The sequence below is a fragment of the Candidatus Polarisedimenticolaceae bacterium genome (assembly GCA_036275915.1).
Classification (GTDB): Bacteria; Acidobacteriota; Polarisedimenticolia; order Polarisedimenticolales; family DASRJG01; genus DASRJG01.
This window is the reverse complement of sequence record DASUCV010000009.1, coordinates 87424-108532: the sequence shown is the minus strand read 5'-3', so window position 1 is coordinate 108532 and position 21109 is coordinate 87424. Positions and strand designations below refer to the sequence as shown.

Genomic DNA, 21109 nt, shown 5'->3' with positions numbered 1-21109 from the left:
ATGACGTGTACTTAGAGGTGCAGGGGGTAGGAAGGTGACCGCGTGGCCGACAGTGAACTCGACGCCATTCTCGACCCGGCACGACTCGACGCGCTCCGCCGCACGTGTCTCCTCGACTCGCCCCCGGAGGCCGCATTTGACCGCCTGACCTCGCTCGCGACGACGCTCTTGCACGTCCCCGTCGCGTACGTCTCGCTCGTCGACGATCATCGCCAGTTCTTCAAGAGTCAGCGCGGCCTCGCCGAGCCGCTCGCCCTCGCGCGCGAGACGCCGCTGTCGCACTCGTTCTGCAAGCACGCGGTGGAGTCGAGACGTCCGCTCCTCGTCGAGGACGCGCGGGAGCATCCCATTCTCAAGGCGAACCCGGCGGTCGTCGCGCACGGGATCATTGCGTACGCCGGGATCCCGCTCATCACGTCGGAGGGGCACGCGCTCGGATCGTTCTGTGTCGTCGATCATGCGCCGCGCCGGTGGACCGACGGCGAGGTCGCTCTTCTCGAGGTGCTCGCCGCCTCCACCTTGTCCGAGATCGAGCTGCGCCGGCTCGCCGGCGAGCTGAGCGGCGTCAGCGCGGGACTCAAGACGCTCGTCGAGGCGCGCACCGAGCGTCTCCGCGTCCTGCTCGACGTCAACAACGCCGTCGTGACCTGCCTCGATCGCAACTCGCTGTTCGAGGCCGCCGCGGCGGCGCTCGCGAGGGTGATCCCGTTCGATCGCGCGGCGCTCGTCCTGAGGGATCCCGTGCGCGATGTGTTCACGGTGCTCGGCGTCGCCGGGACGGTCCCGACGCCGCCGATCATCCCGCTCGGGACCGAGTGGCCCCATGCCGGCAGCCGGGCCGGGTGGATCGTCGATCACGGCAAGCCGCTCCTCACCGACGACCTCCGCAAGCCACCGGTGTTCTTCGAGCACGAGCGGCTCGTCCAAGAAGGGATCCTCTCGGCGGTCTCCGTCCCGCTCGCCGTCAAAGGGAAGATCATCGGAACGCTGAACGCGGGAAGCAAGACGCGAGGACGCTACACCGAGGCCGATGCGTCGCTCCTCTTCGCGATCGGCGAGCAGATCGCGCTCGCGCTCGAGAACCTCCTCGCGTACGAGCAGATCGCGGCGCTCAAGGCGCGTCTCGAGGAAGAGAAACTCTATCTCCAGGAGGAGGCGAAGGCCGAATCGTCGTTCGGCGACGTCGTCGGCGCGTCGCGCGCGATCGCAGGCGTGCTCGCCGGTGTCCGGAAGGTCGCGGAGACGGACTCGACCGTCCTCGTGACCGGCGAGACCGGGACCGGCAAGGAGATGATCGTCCGCGTGCTCCACGAGGCGAGCCGGCGCAGCGAGAAGATCCTCGTCAAGGTCAACTGCGCCGCGCTCCCCGCCGGTGTCATCGAGAGCGAGCTGTTCGGGCACGAGAAAGGTGCGTTCACCGGCGCGCTCCAGCGCAAGCTCGGGCGGTTCGAGCTGGCGCACGGCGGGACGCTGTTCCTCGATGAGATCGGCGACCTTCCGCTCGATCTCCAGGCCAAGCTGCTGCGGGTCCTCCAGGACGGGGAGTTCGAGCGCGTCGGCGGCACCCGGACGATCAAGGTCGACGTCCGCCTCGTCGCCGCGACGAACCGCGATCTGGACCTCGCCGTGGCCGAGGGGAAGTTCCGTGCCGATCTCTTCTACCGGCTCGACGTTTTCCCGATCCACATTCCGCCGCTGCGCGAGCGGATGGACGACGTGCCGCGCCTGGCACGCCACTTCGTCATGCTCTACGCGGCGAAGATGGGGAAAACGGTCGGTGCGCCGAGCGACGCCGTCCTCGCGCGCCTGACCGCCTACCGCTGGCCCGGTAACGTCCGCGAGCTCCAGAACGTCATCGAGCGGGCGGTCATCCTCTCGTCGCGCGGCCGCATCGAGCCCGGCGACATCGCGATCGCCGCTGCCGTGGCACCGGCGAGCCGGCGCCCTCGCACCTTGGAGGACGTCGAGCGGGATCATGTCCTCTCGGTGCTCGAGGAGACCGGCTGGCGGGTCAGTGGCGAGCGCGGCGCCGCCAAGATCCTCGGCCTGAAGCGCACCACCCTCGAGGGCCGCATGCAGCGTCTCGGGATCGTGCGCAAGACGGCGGCGGCGAGGGACATCCGTCGCGCGTGATGGCACGGACCGTGCCTGAAGGACGAGCGAGGTGCTCGTCATGCTGCTCCGGATCTCGCGCGACCCCAATCCGTCTCCGGGCGTGAGGCTCAAGGCCGAAGGACGACTGATCGCGTCGTTCGCGGCGCTCGTCGAGGACGAGGGCCGGGCGGCGCTCGCGGCCGCGGACACCGTCGTTCTCGACCTTTCCGGAGTCTCGGTGGTCGATCGCGCAGGGCTCGAAGCGCTCTCGCGGCTCGACCGGGCCGGCGTCACGATCACCGGATGCTCGGAGATCGTCGCGAGCATCCTCGCGGCCGAGGGGATCAGGACCGCCTGACGGCCAGCCGGCAAATTGCCAGCCGCTGGGAACACGCGACGCGATTCCATCCGGACGGCGCGCTCGATCCCCTGGCACGCCTCCTGCGATTCGATGAAGCGCGCGCGCTACGGAAGCGGGCGCAAAGGAGGCTCCGATGTTCAAGATGGTGAAAGCGATCGCGCTCGCGGCTGCGGTCGTCGCGGCCGCGGCGAGCGATGCGGCGTCGGCGACGACGCCGGTGCGGCTCGCGACCGACACGATCCCCGCCCCGTGCCACCCCAACCCGCACGCGATCACCGACATGGTCCAGATCGCGAGCAGGACTGATGTGAGGCTACTGCCGACCCCGCTCAAACAACAGCTCGTGCGGCTCGCGGGGCGGCCTCACACCGCCGTACCGCTCCAGGTGTTCGCGGAGTCGGGGCAGCCGAGCCGCCTCTTCCAGTACTACCTTCTCGACACTCACGGCTTCGAGCCGAACGTCTTCACGACGATCTTCCCCGGCGTCAACGACCAGGTCATGCTCACCGCGACCGGCGCCGACTGCGGCATCCCGACGATCGGAGCCGTCCGCCTCGTCCTCGAGCCGAAGCCCGGCCTGCCGACCGACCCGAGCGATCCGCGGGCGTTCATCGACCTCTTCACCGACATCGACCCGCTCTTCGTGATCAACAACGAGAGCGGCTGGTACGAAGGGTGGATGATCCACGACCTCACCGTCGCCCCGACCGGAACCGCGCGTGCCGACGGTCACGCGCGTTTCGGGACGATCCTCCCGGCGGACGCGGCGCTCCTCGCGGCGATGGGCGTCGGACACGACGGAACGGCAGGGGTCCTCTTCACGAGCGACGGCAAGGACGTGCACTTCCCCGCAGAGACCGACCACTTCCCGGACGTCCAGAGCAACCTCGTGCCGATCTTCTTGAGCATGGGCGCCTACAACGCGCTCCAGCAGAGCGACGTTCACTCCTACTGGGAGTTCAACTACACGACGAACTGGGTCTTCCCGCTCTACGAGCTGCCGTTCACCGGCGGGATTCCCGGCACGTTCGAGTCCGGGCGGCTCGCCGACCTGCGGGACGTCGTGCCCGGGTCCGGGCCCTCCGGCGTGCGCAACGATCCGGTCCGCTACGGCGACGACCCGGCGCTCCCGCGCGATCCCGACAAGTTCGACGGTGACGCCGACAATCAACGCGAGTTCCGCAATCGCTTCATCCCGAGCGGGCTCGCCCACGAGATCCTCCTCGACGTGTACGAGAGGCCGGCGTCGTTCGAGCCCGGCGTCACGTTCCCGCAGCGTCTGTTCGACGCCTACGCGGCCGAGGTGGCGCGCGTCGATCAGAACGGCGACGGCGTCATCTCCGCGGTCGAGGGGGACGTCGACTCCGCGAGCGACGGCTTCGAGGACAACGCACGCCTCTTCCTCCCGGCGACGAGCTTCGATCGCTTCGCGGTGACGCGCGAGATCAACGACGGCCTGCTGGCGCCGCGATTCGCGCCGAGCCAGCGCGCCTGGATCCTCAACGGATCCGTGCACCCGGTCGTTCCCGAGGTGCCCGTCTCCGACGGCCGTGATTCGGATGATCGCTGAACCCCATGGGGGGACGCCGTTCCGGCTTGGCCCGAAGGGAGCCAACCCACCCCGATCTCCCCGCGGGCCTCTCCGTGGTGCCGGGCGTCCGTCCCCCCAGCCTTGCCTGAGAGAAAGGAGTTTCGTCATGAGACACGTTCTGCCAGCGACTCTGCTCCTCGCCTCGACACTCGTCGGTTGCGGTGGTGGTACGACGATGATCTCCGGTCAGTTCACCGCCAGCGCGACGGCACCGTCGCCCGGGCTCGTCAAGCTCGTGCGCAAGTCGGGTTCGGGCGGGAGGGTCGTCGTCGACGCCGTCATCTACGGCCCCGAGCCCGCGCTCGACCTCGCCGGATTCGCCTTCGGCGTTCGCATCGGCGAGACGAGCATCGCCCGGTTCGCGCCGCAGACGATGTACCGCCAGACGGCGCTCGTCGCGGGGGCCGGGCAGACGATCGCGATCGACGTCGACGGCGCGTCGGATCCGTCCGTCGTCGCGGTCAGGGTCGACACGCAGGGAGGCGGGCCGGGCAACGGGATCCCCGGCGCGTCGGCGGTCGTCATCGAGCTGTCGTTCGACCTCACGGGACCCGGTGCCACGAGCCTCACGCTCGTCGGGATCGGGAACGAACGGCCCGAGGCGCTCAGCTCGACGCGCACTCCGATCGGCGCGGTCACGTTCGACGGCGTGAGCGCCACCCTGCGCGGGGTCGCGACCGGAGGCGGCGGCGGTTACTGAGGGGAACGAGCGAGCGCCTCGAGCGCGCGGCGCTTCGGCTCGCCGTCCGCCGGCAAGGCGACGACGCCCGGCTCCGGGCCGGCGAACGCGATCGCGCTTCGTGCCGTCGCCACGAACGGGTCGAGGTCGTGCGTCGCGACGACGACGGTGGCGCCGGTTGCATCGAGATCGCGCACCCAGGCGAGGATCGCGTCCTGGGTGTCGCGATCCATTCCCTCGAGCGGCTCGTCGAGGAGGACGACGCGCGGCGAGCCGATCCACGCAGCGGCGAGGATGGCGCGGCGCCTCTGGCCCATCGACATCTCGCGGATCGAGCGGCGCGCAAGCGCGCCGAGACCCGCGCGCTCGAGGGCCGCGCCGGCTGCGCTCGCGGGCTCGCCGCGAAGGCGTGCGACGAGGCGCAGGACCTCGAGGACGCTCGCGAACGGCGTCAGCTCGGGCTGCTCCGGGACGTAGGCCAGCGTGCGCCGGGCCGCCGCCTCGTCCTTCCAGAGATCGATCCCACCGATCGCGATCGTTCCCGCATCGGGATGCTCGACCCCTGCGATGAGCCGCAGGAACGTGCTCTTGCCGGTTCCGTTCGGCCCCAGGAGAAGCGTGAGCCCGGGTTCGATCTCCAGCCGTCCGGTGACCGCGATCACGGGAGCCGCACGGTCGTACCCGAAGCGGACGCCGTCGAGGACGATCACCGTCCGCTCCACGACGCGGGATCGCCGCCCGCCTGATGCGCGAGCGGCACGAAACGGCTCACGGGAAGTCGCGCCTCATCCCGCGCGGCGACCGCGAGGAGCCACGGCGTTGCCGCGGCGGCGAGCACGACGACCCAGGGGAGAAGCGCGAACGTCATGGCGCCGAGCATCCCCTCCAGGAAGAACGAGGAGAGCCGGCCGCGACGAATCGCCCCGGCCGCGCGGATCGCCGCGGCAGGAAGCGCCAGAGCGGCGAGGGTCGCCGGGAGCGGCGCCGCGAATGCCGCGACGAGGACGATCGGCACCGCGACGGCGCCGAGATAGACCGCGTCGTCGACGATCCGGTGCCTCGAGGTCCACGGGAGGGAGCGCGCCCACCGCCAGGGCGGGCGCGCCATGGCGAGACGGCCGGCAAGGGCGGACAGGCTCACGACGATCGCCGCCGCCGCGCCGAGCCGCGAAGCGCGCGCCGCCGCCTCGGGCACGAGCGTGTTGTTCCTCGTGAAGAGGAGCGCGACGAGGAGCGGCACTCCCGCGAGCGCCCACACCTCGGGCATCGCTCTCGCGGTCGCGCGCCACGCGAGGCGCCACGCCGACGCGATCCCGACGGTGCGGCGGGCGCGGGCGCGCGATCGCGTCTCGCGCCCCGCGACGAGATCGGCGGCGATGACGAGCGCTGCGCCGGCGGCGAGGCTCGAGAACGACGCGATCGCTCCCGCCGCCGCCAGCGGTGCGACGAGGAGCCGGCGCCGCGGGAGAACGGCGTAGGCGGTGCCGATCGTGACGAGGACGAGAGTCACGATCCGCGCTACGCTGAAGCCGCCAAAGAGGGAGAACCCGGCGACGGCCGTCACGAGCGGCGCCTGGGCCAGGGCGATGCCGAGGACGAGTGCGCGGCGCCTCGACGCGGCGCCAGCCGGCAGCGACGCCATCCATCCTTCAGCGCCCGAGGTGAGTCGCGGCGCCGCCCACGCCGCGAGCGAGAACGCGAGCGCAGCCGCCGCCACGTCGAAGCTCACCGACGCGCGAGGCGCCGCCGTTTCGGCGACGATCGCACGAAGGCTGCCGTACGGGTTCGGGGTCAGCCCGATGGTGACGGTGATCGCGCCGGCAAGCGGGACGGCCGCCCGCATCGCAACGCGCGCCCCGGACGCCGCGTGGAACGAGACCAGGGCAACGATCGGTCGCATCGCCACCGATTCTAGGACGGTAATGGTTCTGAACTCTGAACCCTCGCCGAACCCTGAATCGTAGAGGGTCTTGCGCGCGCCGCGCGAGTATGCATAACTATGCGTTATGCAAAACATCGTCGCCTTGGCGTTCAGCGGGGGTCTCGACACCAGCTACTGCGTCGCGCGCCTGCGCGAGGACGGCTTCGTCGTCCACACCGTGTACGTCGACACCGGCGGCGTCGACGAGAGCGAGCGCGACGAGATCGCGAAGCGGTCGGAGGCGCTCGGAGCGGAGGCGCACCACGCGATCGACGCCCGCGATGCGGTCTTCCGCCGGTTCGTGCGCGTGCTCATCCGCGGCAACGTCCTCCGCGGCGAGGTCTACCCGCTCTCCGTCGCGGCCGAGCGCACGCAGCAGGCGATCTCGGTCGTCGAGCGGGCGCGGGAGATCGGGGCGGCGTCGCTCGCGCACGGCTCGACCGGCGCGGGAAACGACCAGGTGCGGTTCGACGTCGCGTTCCGGGTGCTCGCACCCGAGATGCGGGTCGTGACGCCGGTGCGGGACGTCTCGCTCACGCGCGAGGCCGCGACGCGCTACCTCGTCGAGCGCGGCCTCCCGGTGCCGGCGCCGTCGGCGGCGTACTCCATCAACCGCGGCCTCTGGGGGGCGACCTACGGCGGCGGATGGACGCACGACGCGTGGGAGGGGCCGCCGGAGGATTGGCTCTCGGCCCCGCCCGACGCACCCGGCCCCGAGGACGCGATCATCGGCTGGACGCGCGGCGTCCCCGTCTCGCTCGACGGTGAGGCGCTCTGGGAGCCCGAGCTGGTCCGCCGCCTCGCGGAGCGCTGCGCCGCCCACGGCATCGGCCGCGGGATCCACATCGGCGAGACCGCCCTCGGGATCAAGGGCCGGATCGGGTTCGAGGCCGGAGCGGCGCTCGTCCTCGTCGCGGCGCATCGCGAGCTCGAGAAGCTCGTCCTCACGCGGTGGCAGGCGTTCTGGAAGGACCACCTCGGCCGCTTCTACGGCGATCGTCTCCACGAGGGCCACTGGTTCGACCCGGCCCTTCGCGACATCGAGACTCTGATCGACAGCTCCCAGCGCGCGGTCGACGGCGAGACGCGGGTGCGGCTGGACACGGGGCGCTTCCTCGTCACCGGGGCGCGGAGCCCGCACTCGCTCTTCGCTCCCGAGATCGCCGTGTACGGAGAAGAGCCGCACCTCTGGAGCGGCGAGGAGGCGCGCGCGTTCGCGCGGATCTCCGCCGTTCCCGACCTCCTCGCCGCACGCCGGTCGTAACGTGCACGACACCACGCGCGTCGCGGTCGACCGGATCTCGAGCTCCACGCGGAACGCGCGGCTCGCGCGGGAGGTCACGGTGGGCCGCTCGATCGTCGCCGCCGAGGGTTACGTCCTCGCCGTCCGGATCCTGAACGACAAGACGACCTACAACACGGTCGAGGACGTGCACGGGCGGATGGTCCCCCTCCGCGAGGGCGACGTGCTCGCCGGCACGCTCGGCGCTCGGCGCGCGCTCTTCGGCTACGCCGGCGCGGTGCCGGAGCGGATCGAGGCCGGCGACACGATCGACGTCCTGAACCTGGGCGGCATCCTCGGCGCCAACACGACGGCGCATCCGGAGCTGGGGCCGCCGTTCCGCGCCGAGGTCCTGGGGGCGGTGCTCGCGTTTCCGGAGCTGGGCGACCGCATCGGCCGGCCCGCGCACATCAAGGACGGCGCCGTCCCCCCGGCCGACCGGCTCGTCCCCGGGGCGCCGGTCGTCTACGTCGCGGGCACGTGCATGAACGCCGGAAAGACCGTCGCCGCGACCGCACTCGTCCGCGGCCTTGCGCGCGCGGGCCTCCGCGTGGCGGCCGCGAAGCTGACCGGCGTGGCGCTCATGCGCGATGCGCTCTCGATGCTCGACGCAGGGGCGTTCGCCGCGCTGACGTTCAACGACGCGGGAGCGGCGTCGACGGCGTCCGGATCGACGGTGCCGCTCGCCAAGGGGATCCTCAACCGGCTGCGCGGCGCCCTTCCCGACGTGATCGTCGCGGAGCTCGGCGACGGGATCCTCGGCGAGTACGGCGTCCAGGACGTCTTGCACGACGCCGATCTCATGGAGGCGTCGGCGGCGCACGTCGTCGCGGCGCCCGATCCGGTCGCGGCGTGGGGGGCGGCGATGCTCTACCGCGACCGTTTCCGGCAGCCGATCGCGGCGGTGACCGGACCGGTCACCGACAACGAGGTGGGCCAAGCCGCGGTGCGCCGCGACCTGGGCCTCCCGTCCCACAACGCGCGCCGCGATCCCGCCGGTCTGCTCGCCGCCGTCCGCGCGCGGCTCGCCACCGCGGTGACGGCATGAACGTCGCGGTCCTCGGGGCGGCCGGCTTCACCGGCGGTGAGCTCCTGCGCCTCCTCCTCGAGCACCCCGAGGTGACGTCGCTCACGGCGGGCAGCCGCTCGCAGGCGGGCCGGCCGTGGGGCGATCTCCACCCCGGCGTCGCCGGGCTCACCGATGCGAGGTTCGCGCCGCTCGAGCCCGGCGGCTTGGCGCGCGGATGCGACGTCGTCTTCCTGGCGCTCGAGCACGGCGCCTCGTCGCGAATCGCGCGCGAGGTCATGGACGCCGGCCCCAAGCTCATCGTCGATCTCGCCGCCGATTTCCGTGTGCACGACACGTCGCTCTACCGCGCGTACTACGGCGAGCACGCCGATCCCGCGCTCCTTCCGCGCTTCACGTACGCGCTCGCCGACGTGGAAGGGGACGCGCTCGAGGGACGGGACGCCCTCGCCGTGCCCGGATGCTTCGCGACCGCCGCCGCGCTCGCCCTGCGCCCCGTCTCCGGGTCCGGATCGTCTCCCGTTCTCTTCGCGATCACTGGGAGCAGCGGCGCCGGGACCCAGCCCAAGGACTCGACGCACCACCCGCGGCGCGCCTCGAACGTCCAGGCCTACTCGGTCCTCGGGCACCGGCACGAGGCGGAGATCATGGAGCGCTGGCGTGTCTGGGGGGGTCAGGGCTCCGCGCGGCCCCGGCTGATCACGCACCAGGGGCCGTTCGTGCGCGGGATCTATCTCACCCTCCACGCGCGCGGAAAATTCGAGCGGCCGGGGCGCGACCTGCTCGCCGACGCGTACGGAGGGCGACGGTTCGTGCGCGTCGTCGACGAGCCGCCGGCCCTGGCGCACGTCGTCGGCACGAACATGGCGCTCGTCCACGCCGCGGTGTCCGATGCCGGCGACGAGATCCAGATCCACGTCGCGATCGACAACCTCGTCAAAGGCGCCGCGGGTCAGGCCATCCAGGCGATGAACCTCGCCCTCGGCCTCCCGGAAGATGCCGGCCTCAGGCTCTCGGGGGTGTTCCCATGCTGAACGTCGCCGTCAAGAAGGACTTCACCGCCGTCGAGGACCGCTCGTTCGACGAGGTCGACCGGATGCTCGCGCTCGCCGCCCGGGTGAAGGCCGGCGAGATCACCGGCGGACTCGAGCGCAAGGTCCTCGCCATGGTCTTCCTCGACCCTTCCCTTCGAACGCGGACGAGCCTCGAGGCCGGGATGTTCCTCCACGGAGGGGTCGCGCTCACGATCGAGCCGGGGAAGGGAAGCTGGCCGTTCGAGACGGAGCGCTGCGCGATCATGGACGGCGATCGCATCGAGCACGTCGTCGAGGCGGCGCGCGTTCTCGGCCGGTACGCCGATTTCGTCGCGCTCCGCTCGTTCCCGCGCGGCGCGAGCTGGGCCGAGGCCCGGCGCGACCCGATCCTGGCGAGCTTCACCGAGCACTGCGAGAAGCCGGTCATCAACCTCGAGTCGTCGCGGCGTCATCCCTGCCAGGAGCTCGGCGACCTGCAGACGATCCGCGAGCGCCTCCCCGATCCCGCGGGGCGCCGCTTCGCGCTCGTCTGGGCGTGGCATCCCAGGCCTCTCCCGACGGCGGTGCCGGTGAGCGCGGCGCTCGCCGCGGCGCGGCTCGGCATGGAGCTCGTCATCGCGAGGCCGGACGGCTACGACCTCGATCCCGAGGACATGGCGACGATCCGGTCGATCGCCGCCGCGCGCCGTGGGACGGTCACCGTCGTCGACGATCCCGCCGAGGCGGTCTCGGGCGCCGACGTCGTCTACGCGAAGTCGTGGGGAGCGCTCGATCTCTTCGGCGACGCCGCGGCCGAGAGCGTCCTGCGCGCCCCGCTCCGGCGTTGGCGGGTGACGGAGGACTGGATGCGCCGCACGCGGGACGGACGCGGCGCGCTCCTCCACTGCCTGCCGGTCCGCCGGAACGTCGAGGTCGACGACGCGGTGCTCGACGGGCCGTGGTCGGCCGTCGTCGATCAGGCCGAGAACCGTCTCCACGCGCAACGGGCGCTCCTCTTGACGCTGGCCGGAGCCGCACGATGAGCGCTTCCGCCCACGCGGCGATCGCCGCGCTCAAGGGAACGCTCCGGTACGTGCGCGCCTACCGGCACGAGATCTTCGTCGTCAAGCTGGGCGGCGAGATCCTCTCCGATGCGGCCGCTCTCGACGGCGCCGCGGCGCAGATCGCGCTCCTCACCTCGCTCGGCATCCGCATCGTCGTCGTACACGGCGGCGGACCGCAAGCCTCGGCGCTGTCGCGGCGGCTCGGTCACGAGCCGCGGCTCGTGGCCGGCCGCCGTGTCACCGGCGATGTCGACCTGGAGGTCGCGACCTACGTCTACGCGGGCCGCTTGAACGTCGACGCCCTCTCCGCGTTACGCCGTCACGGCGTCAAGGCCGTCGGCCTCTCAGGCGTCGACGCCGAGCTCCTCGCGGCGCACCGCCGCCCGCCGCGTCTGGTCCGTCTCGACGACGGCACCGAAGAGGTCGTCGATTTCGGACACGTCGGGGAGATCGACGACGTCGACCCCGCGATCGTCCTCCACCTTCTGGACGGAGGCTTCGTGCCGGTCGTCGCGAGCCTCGCGGGCGACGCCGACGGAGCGGTCTACAACGTCAACGCGGACACGGTCGCGGAGGCGCTCGCCGTCGCGCTTGCGGCGCGGAAGCTCGTCTTTCTCACCGGGACGCGCGGCCTCCTGCGCGATCCGCGCGATCCCTCGAGCCTCGTGACGTTCGCCGATGCCGGCGACCTGGCGCCGCTCCTCGTGTCGGGGGCCGTCGCGTCGGGGATGCGTCCGAAGGTTGAGGCCTGTCTGCGCGCCGCAGCGCGCGGGGTCGAGCGCACGCACATCGTCGACGGCCGCGCGCCCGACGCGCTCCTCGTCGAGGTCTTCACCGGCGAGGGATCGGGAACGATGATCGTCCATCGCAAGGCCGCCGCAGCGGCCCTGGAGCCGAGTGATCAGCCGGCTTGACGAGACGACGCGCCTCCTCGCGGAGCTGGTCGCGATTCCGTCGCTCTCGGGGGACGAGGACGGCATCGCCGGCCACGTGCGCCGCTGGTGCGACCGTGCGGGCCTGCCGGTCGTTCAGGACGACACCGGCATCCGGATCGAGATCGCCGGAGGAGAGCCCGGGCGGACGCTCGCGCTGGCGTCGCATCTCGACGTCGTGCCGGCTGGCGACGGCTGGCAGCGCGAGCCGTTCGTTCCGGCGGTCGAGGACGGGCGGCTCATCGGGCGCGGGTCCGGCGACGCGAAAGCCTCGGTGACCGCGATGCTCCTGGCCGCGCGCGACGTCGCGGCGAGCGGCGGTCCGCGGCGCGGCCGGCTCCTCGTCCTCCTCACGCGCGGGGAGGAGTCGCGCGCCTCGACGATGCCGGACGCGGTGTCCGCCGCCGGCCCGATCGACGCCGCCGTCGTCGGTGAGCCGACCGGCCTCGATTTCGCCGTCGCGCAGCGCGGTCTCGTCGTCGCGGAGCTTCACGCGCGCGGCGCGCAGCGGCACGCGGGCCACGCAGGCGCCGGGACCAACGCGATCGAGACGCTCGCCTCGGATCTCCTCCGGGTCGGGGAGCTGTTCGCGGAACGCTCGCACGCGCTCCTCGGGCGCGCCGCCGCGACGCCGACGATGCTCGCGGCCGGCGTCGCGAGGAACGTGATCCCGGGCGAGGCGGTCGCGACGCTCGACGTGCGGACGACCCCGGACTGGAGCCACGAGCAGGTCGTCCAGGAGCTGGGCAAAGCGATGCGCTCGGAGGTTCGCGTGATCTCCGACCGGCTCGTTCCGTGCGAGACCCCAGACCGGTCGGAGCTGCTCGGGGTCGCGCGACGCGTCCGTCCTGCCTCGCGTTCGTATGGGAGCCCGACGTGCAGCGACTGGGTCTTCCTCCGCGATCTCGACGCGCTGAAGTGCGGGCCCGGGGACAGCGCGCTCTCCCATCGCGCGAACGAGAGCGTGAGGCTCGACGAGGTCGCCCTCGCGCGGACGTTCTACGCCGCCCTCGCCAAGGAGTACCTCGCGTGAAGTCGACCCTGTGGTCCCAGCACGTCCGCCCGCATCCGCGGATGCTGGCGCTCACCGTCGGCAACGACCGCGAGGTCGACGCGGGTCTTCTCGCATGGGACATCCTCGGAAGCCTCGGACACGTCGAGGGCCTCTACGCGTCCGGCCTCATCACGGTGGCGGATCGCGCCTCCCTCCGCGCGGCGCTGCGTGCCGCCTTCCGCGCGGCCGCGTCCGGGCGCTTCACGATCGGCAAGGAGGACGAAGACGTCCACAGCGCGGTCGAGGGCTGGGTGACGAAGCGCGCGGGACGCGCCGGCGCGAAGCTCCACACGGCGCGCTCTCGCAACGACCAGATCGCGTGCGACCTCCGCCTCTACCTCAAGCGCGCGCTCCTCGACGTCCACGCCGAAGCCCGGCAGCTCGTCGAAACCCTGCTCGCCTTCGCGACGAGGCATGCCTCGGTTGCCTTCCCCGGCTACACGCACGGCCGCAAGGCGATGCCTTCGTCCCTCGGGCTCTGGGCGGCGGGCCACGCGGCCGGACTCATCGACACGCTCGAATCGTTCCCGTCGCTCTGGGCCGCGGTCGATCGATCGCCCCTCGGGAGCGCCGCCGGCTACGGCGTGCCGCTCCCGCTCGATCGAGCCGCCACCGCGGCCGCGCTGGGGTTCCAGGCGGTCGAATCTCCGGTCACGGCGGTCCAGAACGGGCGCGGCAAGCTCGAGGCGGCCGCGCTCTTCTGGTGCGTCCAGCTCGCGCACGACACCGCGAAGGCCGCGAGCGACGCGATTCACTACACCGCGGGCGAGTACGGCTACCTCGAGCTGGACCGGCGGCTCGCGACCGGGTCGAGCCTGATGCCCCACAAGCGCAACCCCGACCTCTTCGAGCTGTGCCGGGGCCGGGCCGCCGCGACCGAAGGGGACCTCGCCGCGACGCTCGCCCTCCGCGCCAAGCTCGTCTCGGGATACCATCGCGATTTCCAGCTCCTGAAGGAGCCCTTGATGCGCGCATTGCCGAGGACCTCGGAGATGCTCGAGATGTTGCGGCTGGGCGTCTCCGGTCTCACGGTCGATCGCGCGCGATGCGCGGCGGCGCTCGACGGCGGCGTCCGCTCGACCGGCGCCGCGCTCGAGCTGGCCGCGGCAGGAGTTCCGTTCCGCGAGGCGTACCGCACGGTCTCGAAATCCGTCGAAGAGGGCCGGCGCGACGCCGGGCGGACGACCAAGGTACCGCGCGCCGACCTCCGTCCGCTCCGCGCAAGAGCCGTCGCCGTCGCACGGTTCGCCGTCGCGCGCGAGCGTGCGCTCGCGCGGACCGTCCGCACGCTCGCGGGGGCGCCGTGAGCCGTGAGCGTCCCAAGCGGCTCCTGCGTATCCTCGAGATCGTCAGCACGCGCCGGGTCGCCACGCAGGAGGATCTGGCGCAGGCGCTGACCGCCGAAGGCTGGAAGGTGACGCAGTCCTCGGTCAGCCGCGACATCCAGGCGCTCAAGCTGGTCAAGGGGAAGAACGGCTATCAACGTCCTGCGGGCGCCGCGGCGGGACGCGATCCCGACGAAGCGCGGATCCGCGAGGGGATCCTCACGGCCGAAGCGGCGGGGGACCACCTCGTCGTCGTCCACACCTCACCCGGCGACGCGCAGCGCGTCGCCGTCTCGATCGACCGGCTCGCGTGGGCGGAGGTTCTCGGCACGCTCGCCGGCGACGACACGATCTTCATCGCCGTCGCCGATGCGCGCGCGACCCGCCCGCTCATCAAGAGATTGGCGGGCCCCCGCCGCAAGGCCTGAATGGACATCCTGATCGCGCACGATCGGCGCGAGCCGCGCAACAAGTGCTCGGTGACGCCGCTCCGCGGCATGGCCGGCGTTCGCTTCGTGCCGCTCCATCCCGCGAGGCGCCTCGATGCCGGACGGAGAATCTGGCTCGCCATCGACGGCGACGAGCTGACCGCCGACGATCGCGGCCTCGATCTCCTCCTCATCGACAGCACGTGGCGGCGTATCGGAGCGCTGTCCCGGCGGATCGACGGCGATCTCCTGCGGCGCCGGCTCCCTCGACTCGTCACCGCGTTTCCGCGCAGGAGCAAGCTCGTCCCCGATCCCGAGGGCGGTCTCGCCTCGGTCGAGGCGCTCTACGCCGCGACGGTGATCCTCGGGAGCCTGCGCCCCGAACTGCTGGCGCACTATCGCTGGAGGGAGCAGTTCCTCGCGGCGAACCGTGGGCTACTTGGGTAACCCGAACCACCGCAGGCGCCGGCTGCGTCCGAACTCGCGCTTGTCGGCGCGCAGCGCCTCGGAGGGCGCGTGGAACGTGCCGGTCGGCTTCGGGCCGGAGAAGAAATCGACGTCCACGCGCGCGACGCGATCGGCGCCGAATTCGATGTAGCAGGAGCCCGCGCCGGGATACTTGGCGGTCGGCTCGCGTCCCTCGAGCTTGGCGATGAGATTCGCGCCGACGGTCTTCGCGCACGCTTCGGCGAACACGCCCGCCTTCGGCGCCCCGTTGTTCGCGACGTCGCCGATCGCGTAGACGTTCTCGACCTTGGTCTCGAGCGTGTGGTGGTCGACCATGACGAACCCATCCTGCGTGAGACCCGTCGCCACCACGACCGCGGGCGCGGTGTTCTTCGGAATGCCGAGGAAGAGATCGCACGGAAGATCACGGCCGTCGTCGAGCGTGACGATCTTCCGCGCGCGATCCACCGAGACGGGACGGTGCCCGGGAAAGTAGACGATGCCGCGCTCCATGAACGCCTCGATAAGCGCCTTCGACGTCTCGGGCGACGGCGGCACCGGGCTCGGCAGCGGGTTGACGAGCGTGATCGTGCATCGATCGCGCACGCCGCGGCGCGACAGGTAGTCGTGGAGCATGAGCGCGCACTCGCTCGGCGCCGGCGGGCACTTGTAGGGGGCGCCGCAGACTCCGACGACCGCATCACCCTCGCGGAACGACGGCAGCACCTCGCGCAGATGCGCGGCTCCCTCGACCGAATAGAACTCGTTCTGGCCGAGCACGACGCCCGGCGTCTTCGAAACGTCGTAATCCGCGCCGAGCGCAATCACGAGGACGTCGGCCTCGTGCGTTCCGGCGTCCGTCGTTACGCGCTTCGCCGCAGGATCGATCGCGATGACCGTCTCGCGCAGCATGCGCACGCCGGGCTTCGCGACGTCACGGTAGGGGAGGCGCACCCCCTCCGCTGTCTTGTACCCGAACATGACGTCGAGCTTCGCGAATCCGAAGACGAACCCCTCGGCCTTGTCGATGAGCGTCACATCGATGCGCTCGCCGAAGCGTTCGGAAAGGAGCGACGCCAGCTCGAGCCCACCGAAGCCGGCGCCGAGGATGAGGATGCGAGGTGTGGAGGTCATGGCGCGCATTCTAAGACGACGGGGCGTGAAACGGGCTTATGCTGACGGGAGGAGTTCGTGTCGATGACGCCCGACGTGCTCAAGCTCGCGGTCCCCCTCTATTTCAAGATCTACATCTTTGGCATCCTCGCCTTCATCACCGGTCTGCCCGCGATCCTTCTCCCGATCATCCTCAACGATCCGAAAGCCGATCCTTCGATGAGCGTGGTCCTCCTTCCGTGGCTGCTCGTCGTCGGCGGTTGGTGGTGGTGGATCCTCCGCATGCCGCACACGATCCGGGTGCACGACGACGGCACGATCGAGTTCGTCGCGCTCATGCGAAACGTGAGCGTCCAAGCTCGGCGCCTCGTCTCGATCGCTCCTGCCGGCTTCGGCAACAATCTCTACGTGCTGAAGCACGACGACGGCAAGCTCCGGTTCTTCCTTCAATTCACGGGTTTCTACCGGCTCCTGGCGGAGATCAAGGCCGAGAATCCCAACTTCGACATCAAGGGTTGCTGATGCGTCCGTCGGGTGTACGATCCGCGGCACCACGGAGGAAACCATGAGAAAGCGTCTGATCTCGTTCTCGGCTCTCGTCTTCGCGGTCGTCTCGATCACGGTGGGCGCGATGACGCTCACCCAGCCGGCGGTCGCGGGCGGCGCGACCTGCGCCACCAAGCACTGCTCGAGCGGCACGCACTGCTGCTATGGCTGTACCGCGCAGCCGATCTGCGTGAGAAACGGCGTCCCGTGTCCCGAGTGCGCTCCGCAGTAAGACTTTCCTAGAAGCGCCGCACGTCCGAAACGCGGCGCTTGACAGGCGAGACTTTGCAATGCAAAGTACATTGCATGAGCAAAGGCCGCTGGCTTCCGCATGACATGACGACCCCGCCCGCGCTCGGTATGGCGCAGGCGGGGTCGCTCCGGCGCCGACACGCCCTCCTCATCAACCCTTTCTATCCCAAGGATCCGAACGCCTCGTTCGGCAAGCACGTCCTCACGCCGAGCCTGGCCCTCACGAGCCTGGCAGCGACGACGCCGTCGCACTGGACGGTGAGCTACTGGGACGAGAATCTGCTCGACGGGCGGCCGCCGTTCGATCCGCTACCCGAAGTCGTCGGGATCAGCGTCCACCTGACGTTCGCGAAGCGCGCGTTCGAGCTGGCCCATTGGTACCGGTCGCGCGGGAGCAAGGTCGTCCTGGGCGGCCTCCACGTCCTCTCGTGTCCCGACGAGTGCGCGCCGCACGCCGACGCGCTGGCGGTCGGCGATGGCGTGCAGCTCTGGCCGCGCATCCTCGCCGACATCGAGGCGGGCAACCTGAAGCCGCGCTACGCCGCGCACTACGACAACGAATACCGCGACGACCCCGCGCCGCAGCGCGCGCTCCTTCCGCGCTCGAGCTTCCTGACGACGACGAGCCTCATCGCGACGCGGGGATGCCACAATCGCTGCGGCTTCTGCTATCTCGCGACCGAAGGCCTACGCATGCCGTATCGGATGCGCGACCCGGAGCAGATCGCGGCGGAGTTCACGGCCGACGGGCAGCCGTACGCCGTCTTCGTCGACAACAACCTCGGCTCGCGCCCCGATTACCTGCGCACGCTCTGCCGGACGATACGGCCTCTGGAGAAGATCTGGAGCGCCGCCGTCTCGATCGACGTCACCGACGATCCGTCGCTCGTGCGCGAGATGGCGCTCGCCGGCTGCACCGGCGTCTTCATCGGCTTCGAGTCGCTCACCGACGACAACCTGGTGGAGGCGAGGAAGAAGACGCCGCGCACCGAGGATTACGCGCGCCGCGTGCGCCTCCTCCACGACCACGGCATCCAGGTCAACGGGTCGTTCGTCCTCGGCTTCGATCACGACCGGAAGGACGTGTTCGCGCGCACGGCGGAATGGGTCGAGGCGAATCGTCTCGAGTGCGCGACGTTCCACATCATGACGCCTTACCCCGCGACGCCGCTCTTCCGGCAGATGGAGTCCGAGGGTCGTCTCCTCCACCGTGAATGGTCTCTCTACGACACCGCGCACTGCGTCTTCCGCCCGAGGCACATGACCCCGGACGAGCTGGAGGAGGGCTACGCCTGGATCTACGAGCGCCTCTTCTCCCACGCATCGATCTGGAGGCGGCGCCCCGAGGACGTCCGCGCGGTGCCGGCGTATCTCGCGATGTCGTATCTCTACAAGCGGTCGAACCGTTTCTGGCGGTTCCTCATCCGGCGGCACCTCGTCCACGCCGTCTGGCGGCCGCTCGTCGAGCTGACGCGGCGTCGGCACCTGAGATTCCGCAAGCGGCTCGCGCGCACGGAGCGAGCGGGCGTTGCCTCGACCGTCGTGACCGCCGGCGTTTAGCGCCGGATCTCGAACCCCTCGAGGTCCGGCGCCGCGTCCTCGCGCGCGACGTCGACGCGCAGCACGTCGGCGTATGCGGGGCCCGACTCGGCCCACGCCGTCATCCGCGCGACGGAAGCAGCCGAGCCCTGGACGACGATCTCCACCGAGCCGTCGGCGCGGTTGCGCACCCAGCCAAGGACGCCGCATTGCGACGCCGCCTCGCGCGCGGCGTAACGGAAGCCGACGCCCTGCACCGTGCCGTGGACGACGAGGCGAATGCGCGTCACAGGCGCACCGCGAGCATGATCGCGGGCCCACGCGGCGTGACCGTCGGTACGAGTCGGACCTTGGGCCGCCCCTCGCGCTCGGCGAGGTTCGTGCGCGCGACTTCCCGCCCGGTGCCATAGCCGATGAGCGCGCCGGCGACGACGTCCGACGCCCAGTGGGCGTCGTGCCGCACGCGGGCGAAGAGGACGAGCGAGGCGGGGAAGTAGCACCCGAATTTCACCCACCGGTTCGGGTATTCGGTCGCGATGACCGACGCGACGGTGAACGCCTGGGCGGCGTGGCCGCTCGGGAACGACGGCCCGTGCTTGAACGGCTCGAAGTGATAGGGCCCGTATCCCGCGTTGGGCCGGAAGCGCCCGATGACCTTCTTCATGACCGGCACGATGACGAGGCCGGAGATCGCACTCGCGGACAGGGCGTCGATCCCGGCTCCGTACGCCTTGTCGTCGTGCGCTGCGAGACCACCGAACGTGAACCCACCGATGACGATGAACGAGGCCCAGGTGCCGAGCGGCTGAACGGTGCTGGCGACGTCGTCTTGGAAGCGGTCGTCGTGGTGGATCACGGTGGCGCGGATGTTGTCGTCCACCACGAAGAGAAGCCCGACGCCCGCGACGCCGGCGGCGGCGTACCACCAATCCTTCTTCTCCCAGCGCGCCGGTGCCGTGAACACGCGGACGAAGTCGTGCCCCAGGAGGTGGAAGAAGCATTTGAAATGACGCGCGCGCGTCTCCGGATCTGAGCAGCCGCAGCCCTTCTTCTCCGGCTTCGGGGCGGGCTGATCCTCCGCCTCACGCGCGAAGAGCGTCCCGGCCCAGGGCGCGGGCGCATCACCGGCGCGCGCCGCGCTCGTGGCGACGAGAACCGCGAGCACGAGGCCCCGTGCGTGCACGCCCACATCCTCTCGCGATGGACGCCGCGCGTCCAGCGTGCGTTCACCGATGATTCGGACAGAAAGCGCCCGCCGGCTCCATCGTCCAACCTCCCCGCGCGGACGTATTACGATGATGCGTCCATCGGGAGGTGATCCTTGCTCCTCGCGCTCGGCCTTGGTCTGCTCGCCGCAACATCCGCTCCAGCGCCAGAGGCCGCCCCCGCCGCGGTCAAGGTGCCGATGACCCTCAGCTTCGGCCGACCGACGATCGAGCTGAAGCTCAACGATCAAGGGCCCTACCGGTTCCTCTTCGACACGGGGTCCGGCGCCGGCCTCATCATCGACGAGGATCTGGCGAACGCGCTGAGCCTCGCGCCCTCGGGCACGCGGCGCATCGGAGATCCCAACACGCCGGAAGCGATCGAGGCGAAGCTCCTGAACGTCGATCGCGTGCAGTGCGGCGAGCTGACCCTGAGGAGCGTCGAGACGATCTCATGGAAGCGCGACATCCTCGGCCCGGAAGCACCACGGGGCGTCGTCGGCCTCGGCCTGTTCGCGCCGCGGCCGGTGACGATCGACGGCGACGGCGGGTCGATCACGATCGAGCCTGCGCCGCTTCCCGAGCCCGACGGGAAGACCGTCCTCAAGGCGTCGTTCGACGACGGCATCCCGTCGGTCCCGATCGACGTCGCCGGCACGCCGTTCAAGGCGCACCTCGACTCGGGCTCGACCGGGTTCATCGGCCTCCCGCTCTCCGCGGCGGACAAGCTCCCGCTCGACGGGCCGCCGCATCAGGTGGGCCGCGCGCGCACCGCGAGCGGCGACTACCCGGTGCTCGAAGCCGGCCTGAACGGCACCGTTCGGATCGGCAGTCTCACGCTCGACAAGCCGAAGATCCGCTTCGTCGACCTGCCGCAGGCGAACATCGGCGGCGATCTCCTCCGCTCGCTCGTCGTCACCGTCGACCGCGCGCACGAGCGCGTGCGCCTCGTCTCGAACGGAAAGCCGATGGCGCCGACCGAGCGGCCGAGGCTCGGGATCATGACGCACGGCGTCGCGGAGGGAAAGCTGCCGGTCGAGAAGGTCGTCCCCGGATCGCCCGCGGAAGCGGCGGGGGTGAAGGAAGGGGATCAGATCACGAAGCTCAACGGGCGTCCGGTCGGCGAGCTGAGCTTCTCCGAGATCGGCCAGCTCTTCCAGTTCCGTCCGCTCGTGATCTCCGTGATCCGGGACGGCGCGCCGGTCGACGTGACCGTGGGCGGTTCCGCGAAGTAGG

The 21109-nt window shown here is 70.9% G+C and carries 22 protein-coding genes; 17 read left to right on the top strand and 5 right to left on the bottom strand.

Annotated features, from left to right (window positions below; translation table 11 throughout):
* Positions 1 to 42 precede the first annotated feature (42 nt).
* From VFV19_07500 to VFV19_07485, 4 genes are all read left to right on the top strand, one after another.
* Positions 43 to 2133, top strand: coding sequence for a sigma 54-interacting transcriptional regulator (locus VFV19_07500; GenBank protein HEX4824143.1), 2091 nt, complete (start codon positions 43 to 45; stop codon positions 2131 to 2133).
* 40 nt (positions 2134 to 2173) lie between these two features.
* Positions 2174 to 2452: an STAS domain-containing protein gene (locus VFV19_07495; GenBank protein HEX4824142.1), complete on the top strand. Its 279-nt coding sequence runs from the start codon at positions 2174 to 2176 to the stop codon at positions 2450 to 2452.
* A 136-nt stretch (positions 2453 to 2588) separates the two neighbouring features.
* Positions 2589 to 4025: a hypothetical protein gene (locus tag VFV19_07490; GenBank protein HEX4824141.1), complete on the top strand. Its 1437-nt coding sequence runs from the start codon at positions 2589 to 2591 to the stop codon at positions 4023 to 4025.
* 127 nt (positions 4026 to 4152) lie between these two features.
* Positions 4153 to 4746: a hypothetical protein gene (locus tag VFV19_07485; GenBank protein HEX4824140.1), complete on the top strand. Its 594-nt coding sequence runs from the start codon at positions 4153 to 4155 to the stop codon at positions 4744 to 4746.
* On the opposite strand, the gene VFV19_07480 is transcribed toward VFV19_07485, so the two are convergent.
* Positions 4740 to 5435 carry an ABC transporter ATP-binding protein gene (locus VFV19_07480; GenBank protein ID HEX4824139.1) on the bottom strand — a complete coding sequence of 232 codons (696 nt, stop codon included), beginning with the start codon at positions 5433 to 5435 and terminating at the stop codon, positions 4740 to 4742. The genes VFV19_07485 and VFV19_07480 overlap by 7 nt on opposite strands.
* A complete protein-coding gene (locus VFV19_07475; protein HEX4824138.1) occupies positions 5432 to 6625 on the bottom strand; it encodes a hypothetical protein in 1194 nt (397 codons plus the stop codon). Before VFV19_07475 ends, VFV19_07480 begins: the two co-directional genes overlap by 4 nt.
* A 106-nt stretch (positions 6626 to 6731) precedes the next feature.
* On the opposite strand from VFV19_07475, the gene argG reads away from it, so the two are divergent.
* From argG to VFV19_07430, 9 genes are read left to right on the top strand one after another with little or no spacing between them, the layout of a single operon-like run.
* Entirely contained in the window at positions 6732 to 7910 is a 1179-nt protein-coding gene (argG, locus tag VFV19_07470) for an argininosuccinate synthase (GenBank protein HEX4824137.1), read from the top strand.
* Between the two features lies 1 nt (position 7911).
* On the top strand, positions 7912 to 8976 hold the full coding sequence (locus VFV19_07465) for a hypothetical protein (protein ID HEX4824136.1): 1065 nt from the start codon (positions 7912 to 7914) through the stop codon (positions 8974 to 8976).
* The gene (argC, locus tag VFV19_07460) at positions 8973 to 9989 is read left to right on the top strand and encodes an N-acetyl-gamma-glutamyl-phosphate reductase (protein HEX4824135.1); all 1017 of its coding nucleotides are present in this window, start codon (positions 8973 to 8975) and stop codon (positions 9987 to 9989) included. Before VFV19_07465 ends, argC begins: the two co-directional genes overlap by 4 nt.
* Positions 9983 to 11011 (top strand): N-acetylornithine carbamoyltransferase, encoded by a 1029-nt coding sequence (locus VFV19_07455; protein HEX4824134.1) that lies wholly within the window; start codon positions 9983 to 9985, stop codon positions 11009 to 11011. Before argC ends, VFV19_07455 begins: the two co-directional genes overlap by 7 nt.
* Positions 11008 to 11946 carry an acetylglutamate kinase gene (gene argB / locus VFV19_07450; GenBank protein ID HEX4824133.1) on the top strand — a complete coding sequence of 313 codons (939 nt, stop codon included), beginning with the start codon at positions 11008 to 11010 and terminating at the stop codon, positions 11944 to 11946. Before VFV19_07455 ends, argB begins: the two co-directional genes overlap by 4 nt.
* Positions 11930 to 12997: a M20/M25/M40 family metallo-hydrolase gene (locus VFV19_07445; GenBank protein ID HEX4824132.1), complete on the top strand. Its 1068-nt coding sequence runs from the start codon at positions 11930 to 11932 to the stop codon at positions 12995 to 12997. Before argB ends, VFV19_07445 begins: the two co-directional genes overlap by 17 nt.
* Positions 12994 to 14325, top strand: a complete 1332-nt coding sequence (locus VFV19_07440) for a lyase family protein (GenBank protein HEX4824131.1) — start codon at positions 12994 to 12996, stop codon at positions 14323 to 14325. The genes VFV19_07445 and VFV19_07440 overlap by 4 nt, the downstream gene beginning before the upstream one ends.
* Positions 14322 to 14771 (top strand): hypothetical protein, encoded by a 450-nt coding sequence (locus VFV19_07435; protein ID HEX4824130.1) that lies wholly within the window; start codon positions 14322 to 14324, stop codon positions 14769 to 14771. Before VFV19_07440 ends, VFV19_07435 begins: the two co-directional genes overlap by 4 nt.
* A complete protein-coding gene (locus VFV19_07430; protein ID HEX4824129.1) occupies positions 14772 to 15218 on the top strand; it encodes a DUF367 domain-containing protein in 447 nt (148 codons plus the stop codon).
* Here VFV19_07430 and VFV19_07425 read toward each other — a convergent pair.
* A complete protein-coding gene (locus tag VFV19_07425) occupies positions 15207 to 16352 on the bottom strand; it encodes an FAD-dependent oxidoreductase (protein HEX4824128.1) in 1146 nt (381 codons plus the stop codon). The genes VFV19_07430 and VFV19_07425 overlap by 12 nt on opposite strands.
* A 57-nt stretch (positions 16353 to 16409) precedes the next feature.
* On the opposite strand from VFV19_07425, the gene VFV19_07420 reads away from it, so the two are divergent.
* From VFV19_07420 to VFV19_07410, 3 genes are all read left to right on the top strand, one after another.
* Positions 16410 to 16853 carry a hypothetical protein gene (locus VFV19_07420; GenBank protein ID HEX4824127.1) on the top strand — a complete coding sequence of 148 codons (444 nt, stop codon included), beginning with the start codon at positions 16410 to 16412 and terminating at the stop codon, positions 16851 to 16853.
* A gap of 43 nt (positions 16854 to 16896) precedes the next feature.
* Complete coding sequence (locus VFV19_07415; GenBank protein HEX4824126.1) at positions 16897 to 17109, top strand: hypothetical protein; 213 nt, start codon at positions 16897 to 16899, stop codon at positions 17107 to 17109.
* A 74-nt stretch (positions 17110 to 17183) separates the two neighbouring features.
* Positions 17184 to 18689, top strand: coding sequence for a radical SAM protein (locus VFV19_07410; GenBank protein HEX4824125.1), 1506 nt, complete (start codon positions 17184 to 17186; stop codon positions 18687 to 18689).
* Here VFV19_07410 and VFV19_07405 read toward each other — a convergent pair.
* Together VFV19_07405 and VFV19_07400 are read right to left on the bottom strand one after the other, a co-directional pair.
* On the bottom strand, positions 18686 to 18958 hold the full coding sequence (locus tag VFV19_07405; GenBank protein ID HEX4824124.1) for an acylphosphatase: 273 nt from the start codon (positions 18956 to 18958) through the stop codon (positions 18686 to 18688). The genes VFV19_07410 and VFV19_07405 overlap by 4 nt on opposite strands.
* A complete protein-coding gene (locus tag VFV19_07400; GenBank protein ID HEX4824123.1) occupies positions 18955 to 19851 on the bottom strand; it encodes a phosphatase PAP2 family protein in 897 nt (298 codons plus the stop codon). Before VFV19_07400 ends, VFV19_07405 begins: the two co-directional genes overlap by 4 nt.
* 138 nt (positions 19852 to 19989) lie before the next feature.
* Between VFV19_07400 and VFV19_07395 the strand changes: the two genes are divergently transcribed.
* Positions 19990 to 21108: an aspartyl protease family protein gene (locus VFV19_07395; GenBank protein HEX4824122.1), complete on the top strand. Its 1119-nt coding sequence runs from the start codon at positions 19990 to 19992 to the stop codon at positions 21106 to 21108.
* Position 21109 lies beyond the last annotated feature (1 nt).

What these genes read in the sequence shown, in the direction of transcription:
- VFV19_07455 (HEX4824134.1), top strand. Translation starts at nt 9,983, where the DNA reads ATGCTGAACGTCGCCGTCAAGAAGGACTTCACCGCCGTCGAGGACCGC.
- VFV19_07485 (HEX4824140.1), top strand. Translation starts at nt 4,153, where the DNA reads ATGAGACACGTTCTGCCAGCGACTCTGCTCCTCGCCTCGACACTCGTC.
- argC (HEX4824135.1), top strand. Translation starts at nt 8,973, where the DNA reads ATGAACGTCGCGGTCCTCGGGGCGGCCGGCTTCACCGGCGGTGAGCTC.
- VFV19_07475 (HEX4824138.1), bottom strand. Translation starts at nt 6,625, where the DNA reads ATGCGACCGATCGTTGCCCTGGTCTCGTTCCACGCGGCGTCCGGGGCG.
- VFV19_07490 (HEX4824141.1), top strand. Translation starts at nt 2,589, where the DNA reads ATGTTCAAGATGGTGAAAGCGATCGCGCTCGCGGCTGCGGTCGTCGCG.
- argB (HEX4824133.1), top strand. Translation starts at nt 11,008, where the DNA reads ATGAGCGCTTCCGCCCACGCGGCGATCGCCGCGCTCAAGGGAACGCTC.
- argG (HEX4824137.1), top strand. Translation starts at nt 6,732, where the DNA reads ATGCAAAACATCGTCGCCTTGGCGTTCAGCGGGGGTCTCGACACCAGC.
- VFV19_07495 (HEX4824142.1), top strand. Translation starts at nt 2,174, where the DNA reads ATGCTGCTCCGGATCTCGCGCGACCCCAATCCGTCTCCGGGCGTGAGG.
- VFV19_07430 (HEX4824129.1), top strand. Translation starts at nt 14,772, where the DNA reads ATGGACATCCTGATCGCGCACGATCGGCGCGAGCCGCGCAACAAGTGC.
- VFV19_07410 (HEX4824125.1), top strand. Translation starts at nt 17,184, where the DNA reads ATGAGCAAAGGCCGCTGGCTTCCGCATGACATGACGACCCCGCCCGCG.
- VFV19_07415 (HEX4824126.1), top strand. Translation starts at nt 16,897, where the DNA reads ATGAGAAAGCGTCTGATCTCGTTCTCGGCTCTCGTCTTCGCGGTCGTC.
- VFV19_07425 (HEX4824128.1), bottom strand. Translation starts at nt 16,352, where the DNA reads ATGACCTCCACACCTCGCATCCTCATCCTCGGCGCCGGCTTCGGTGGG.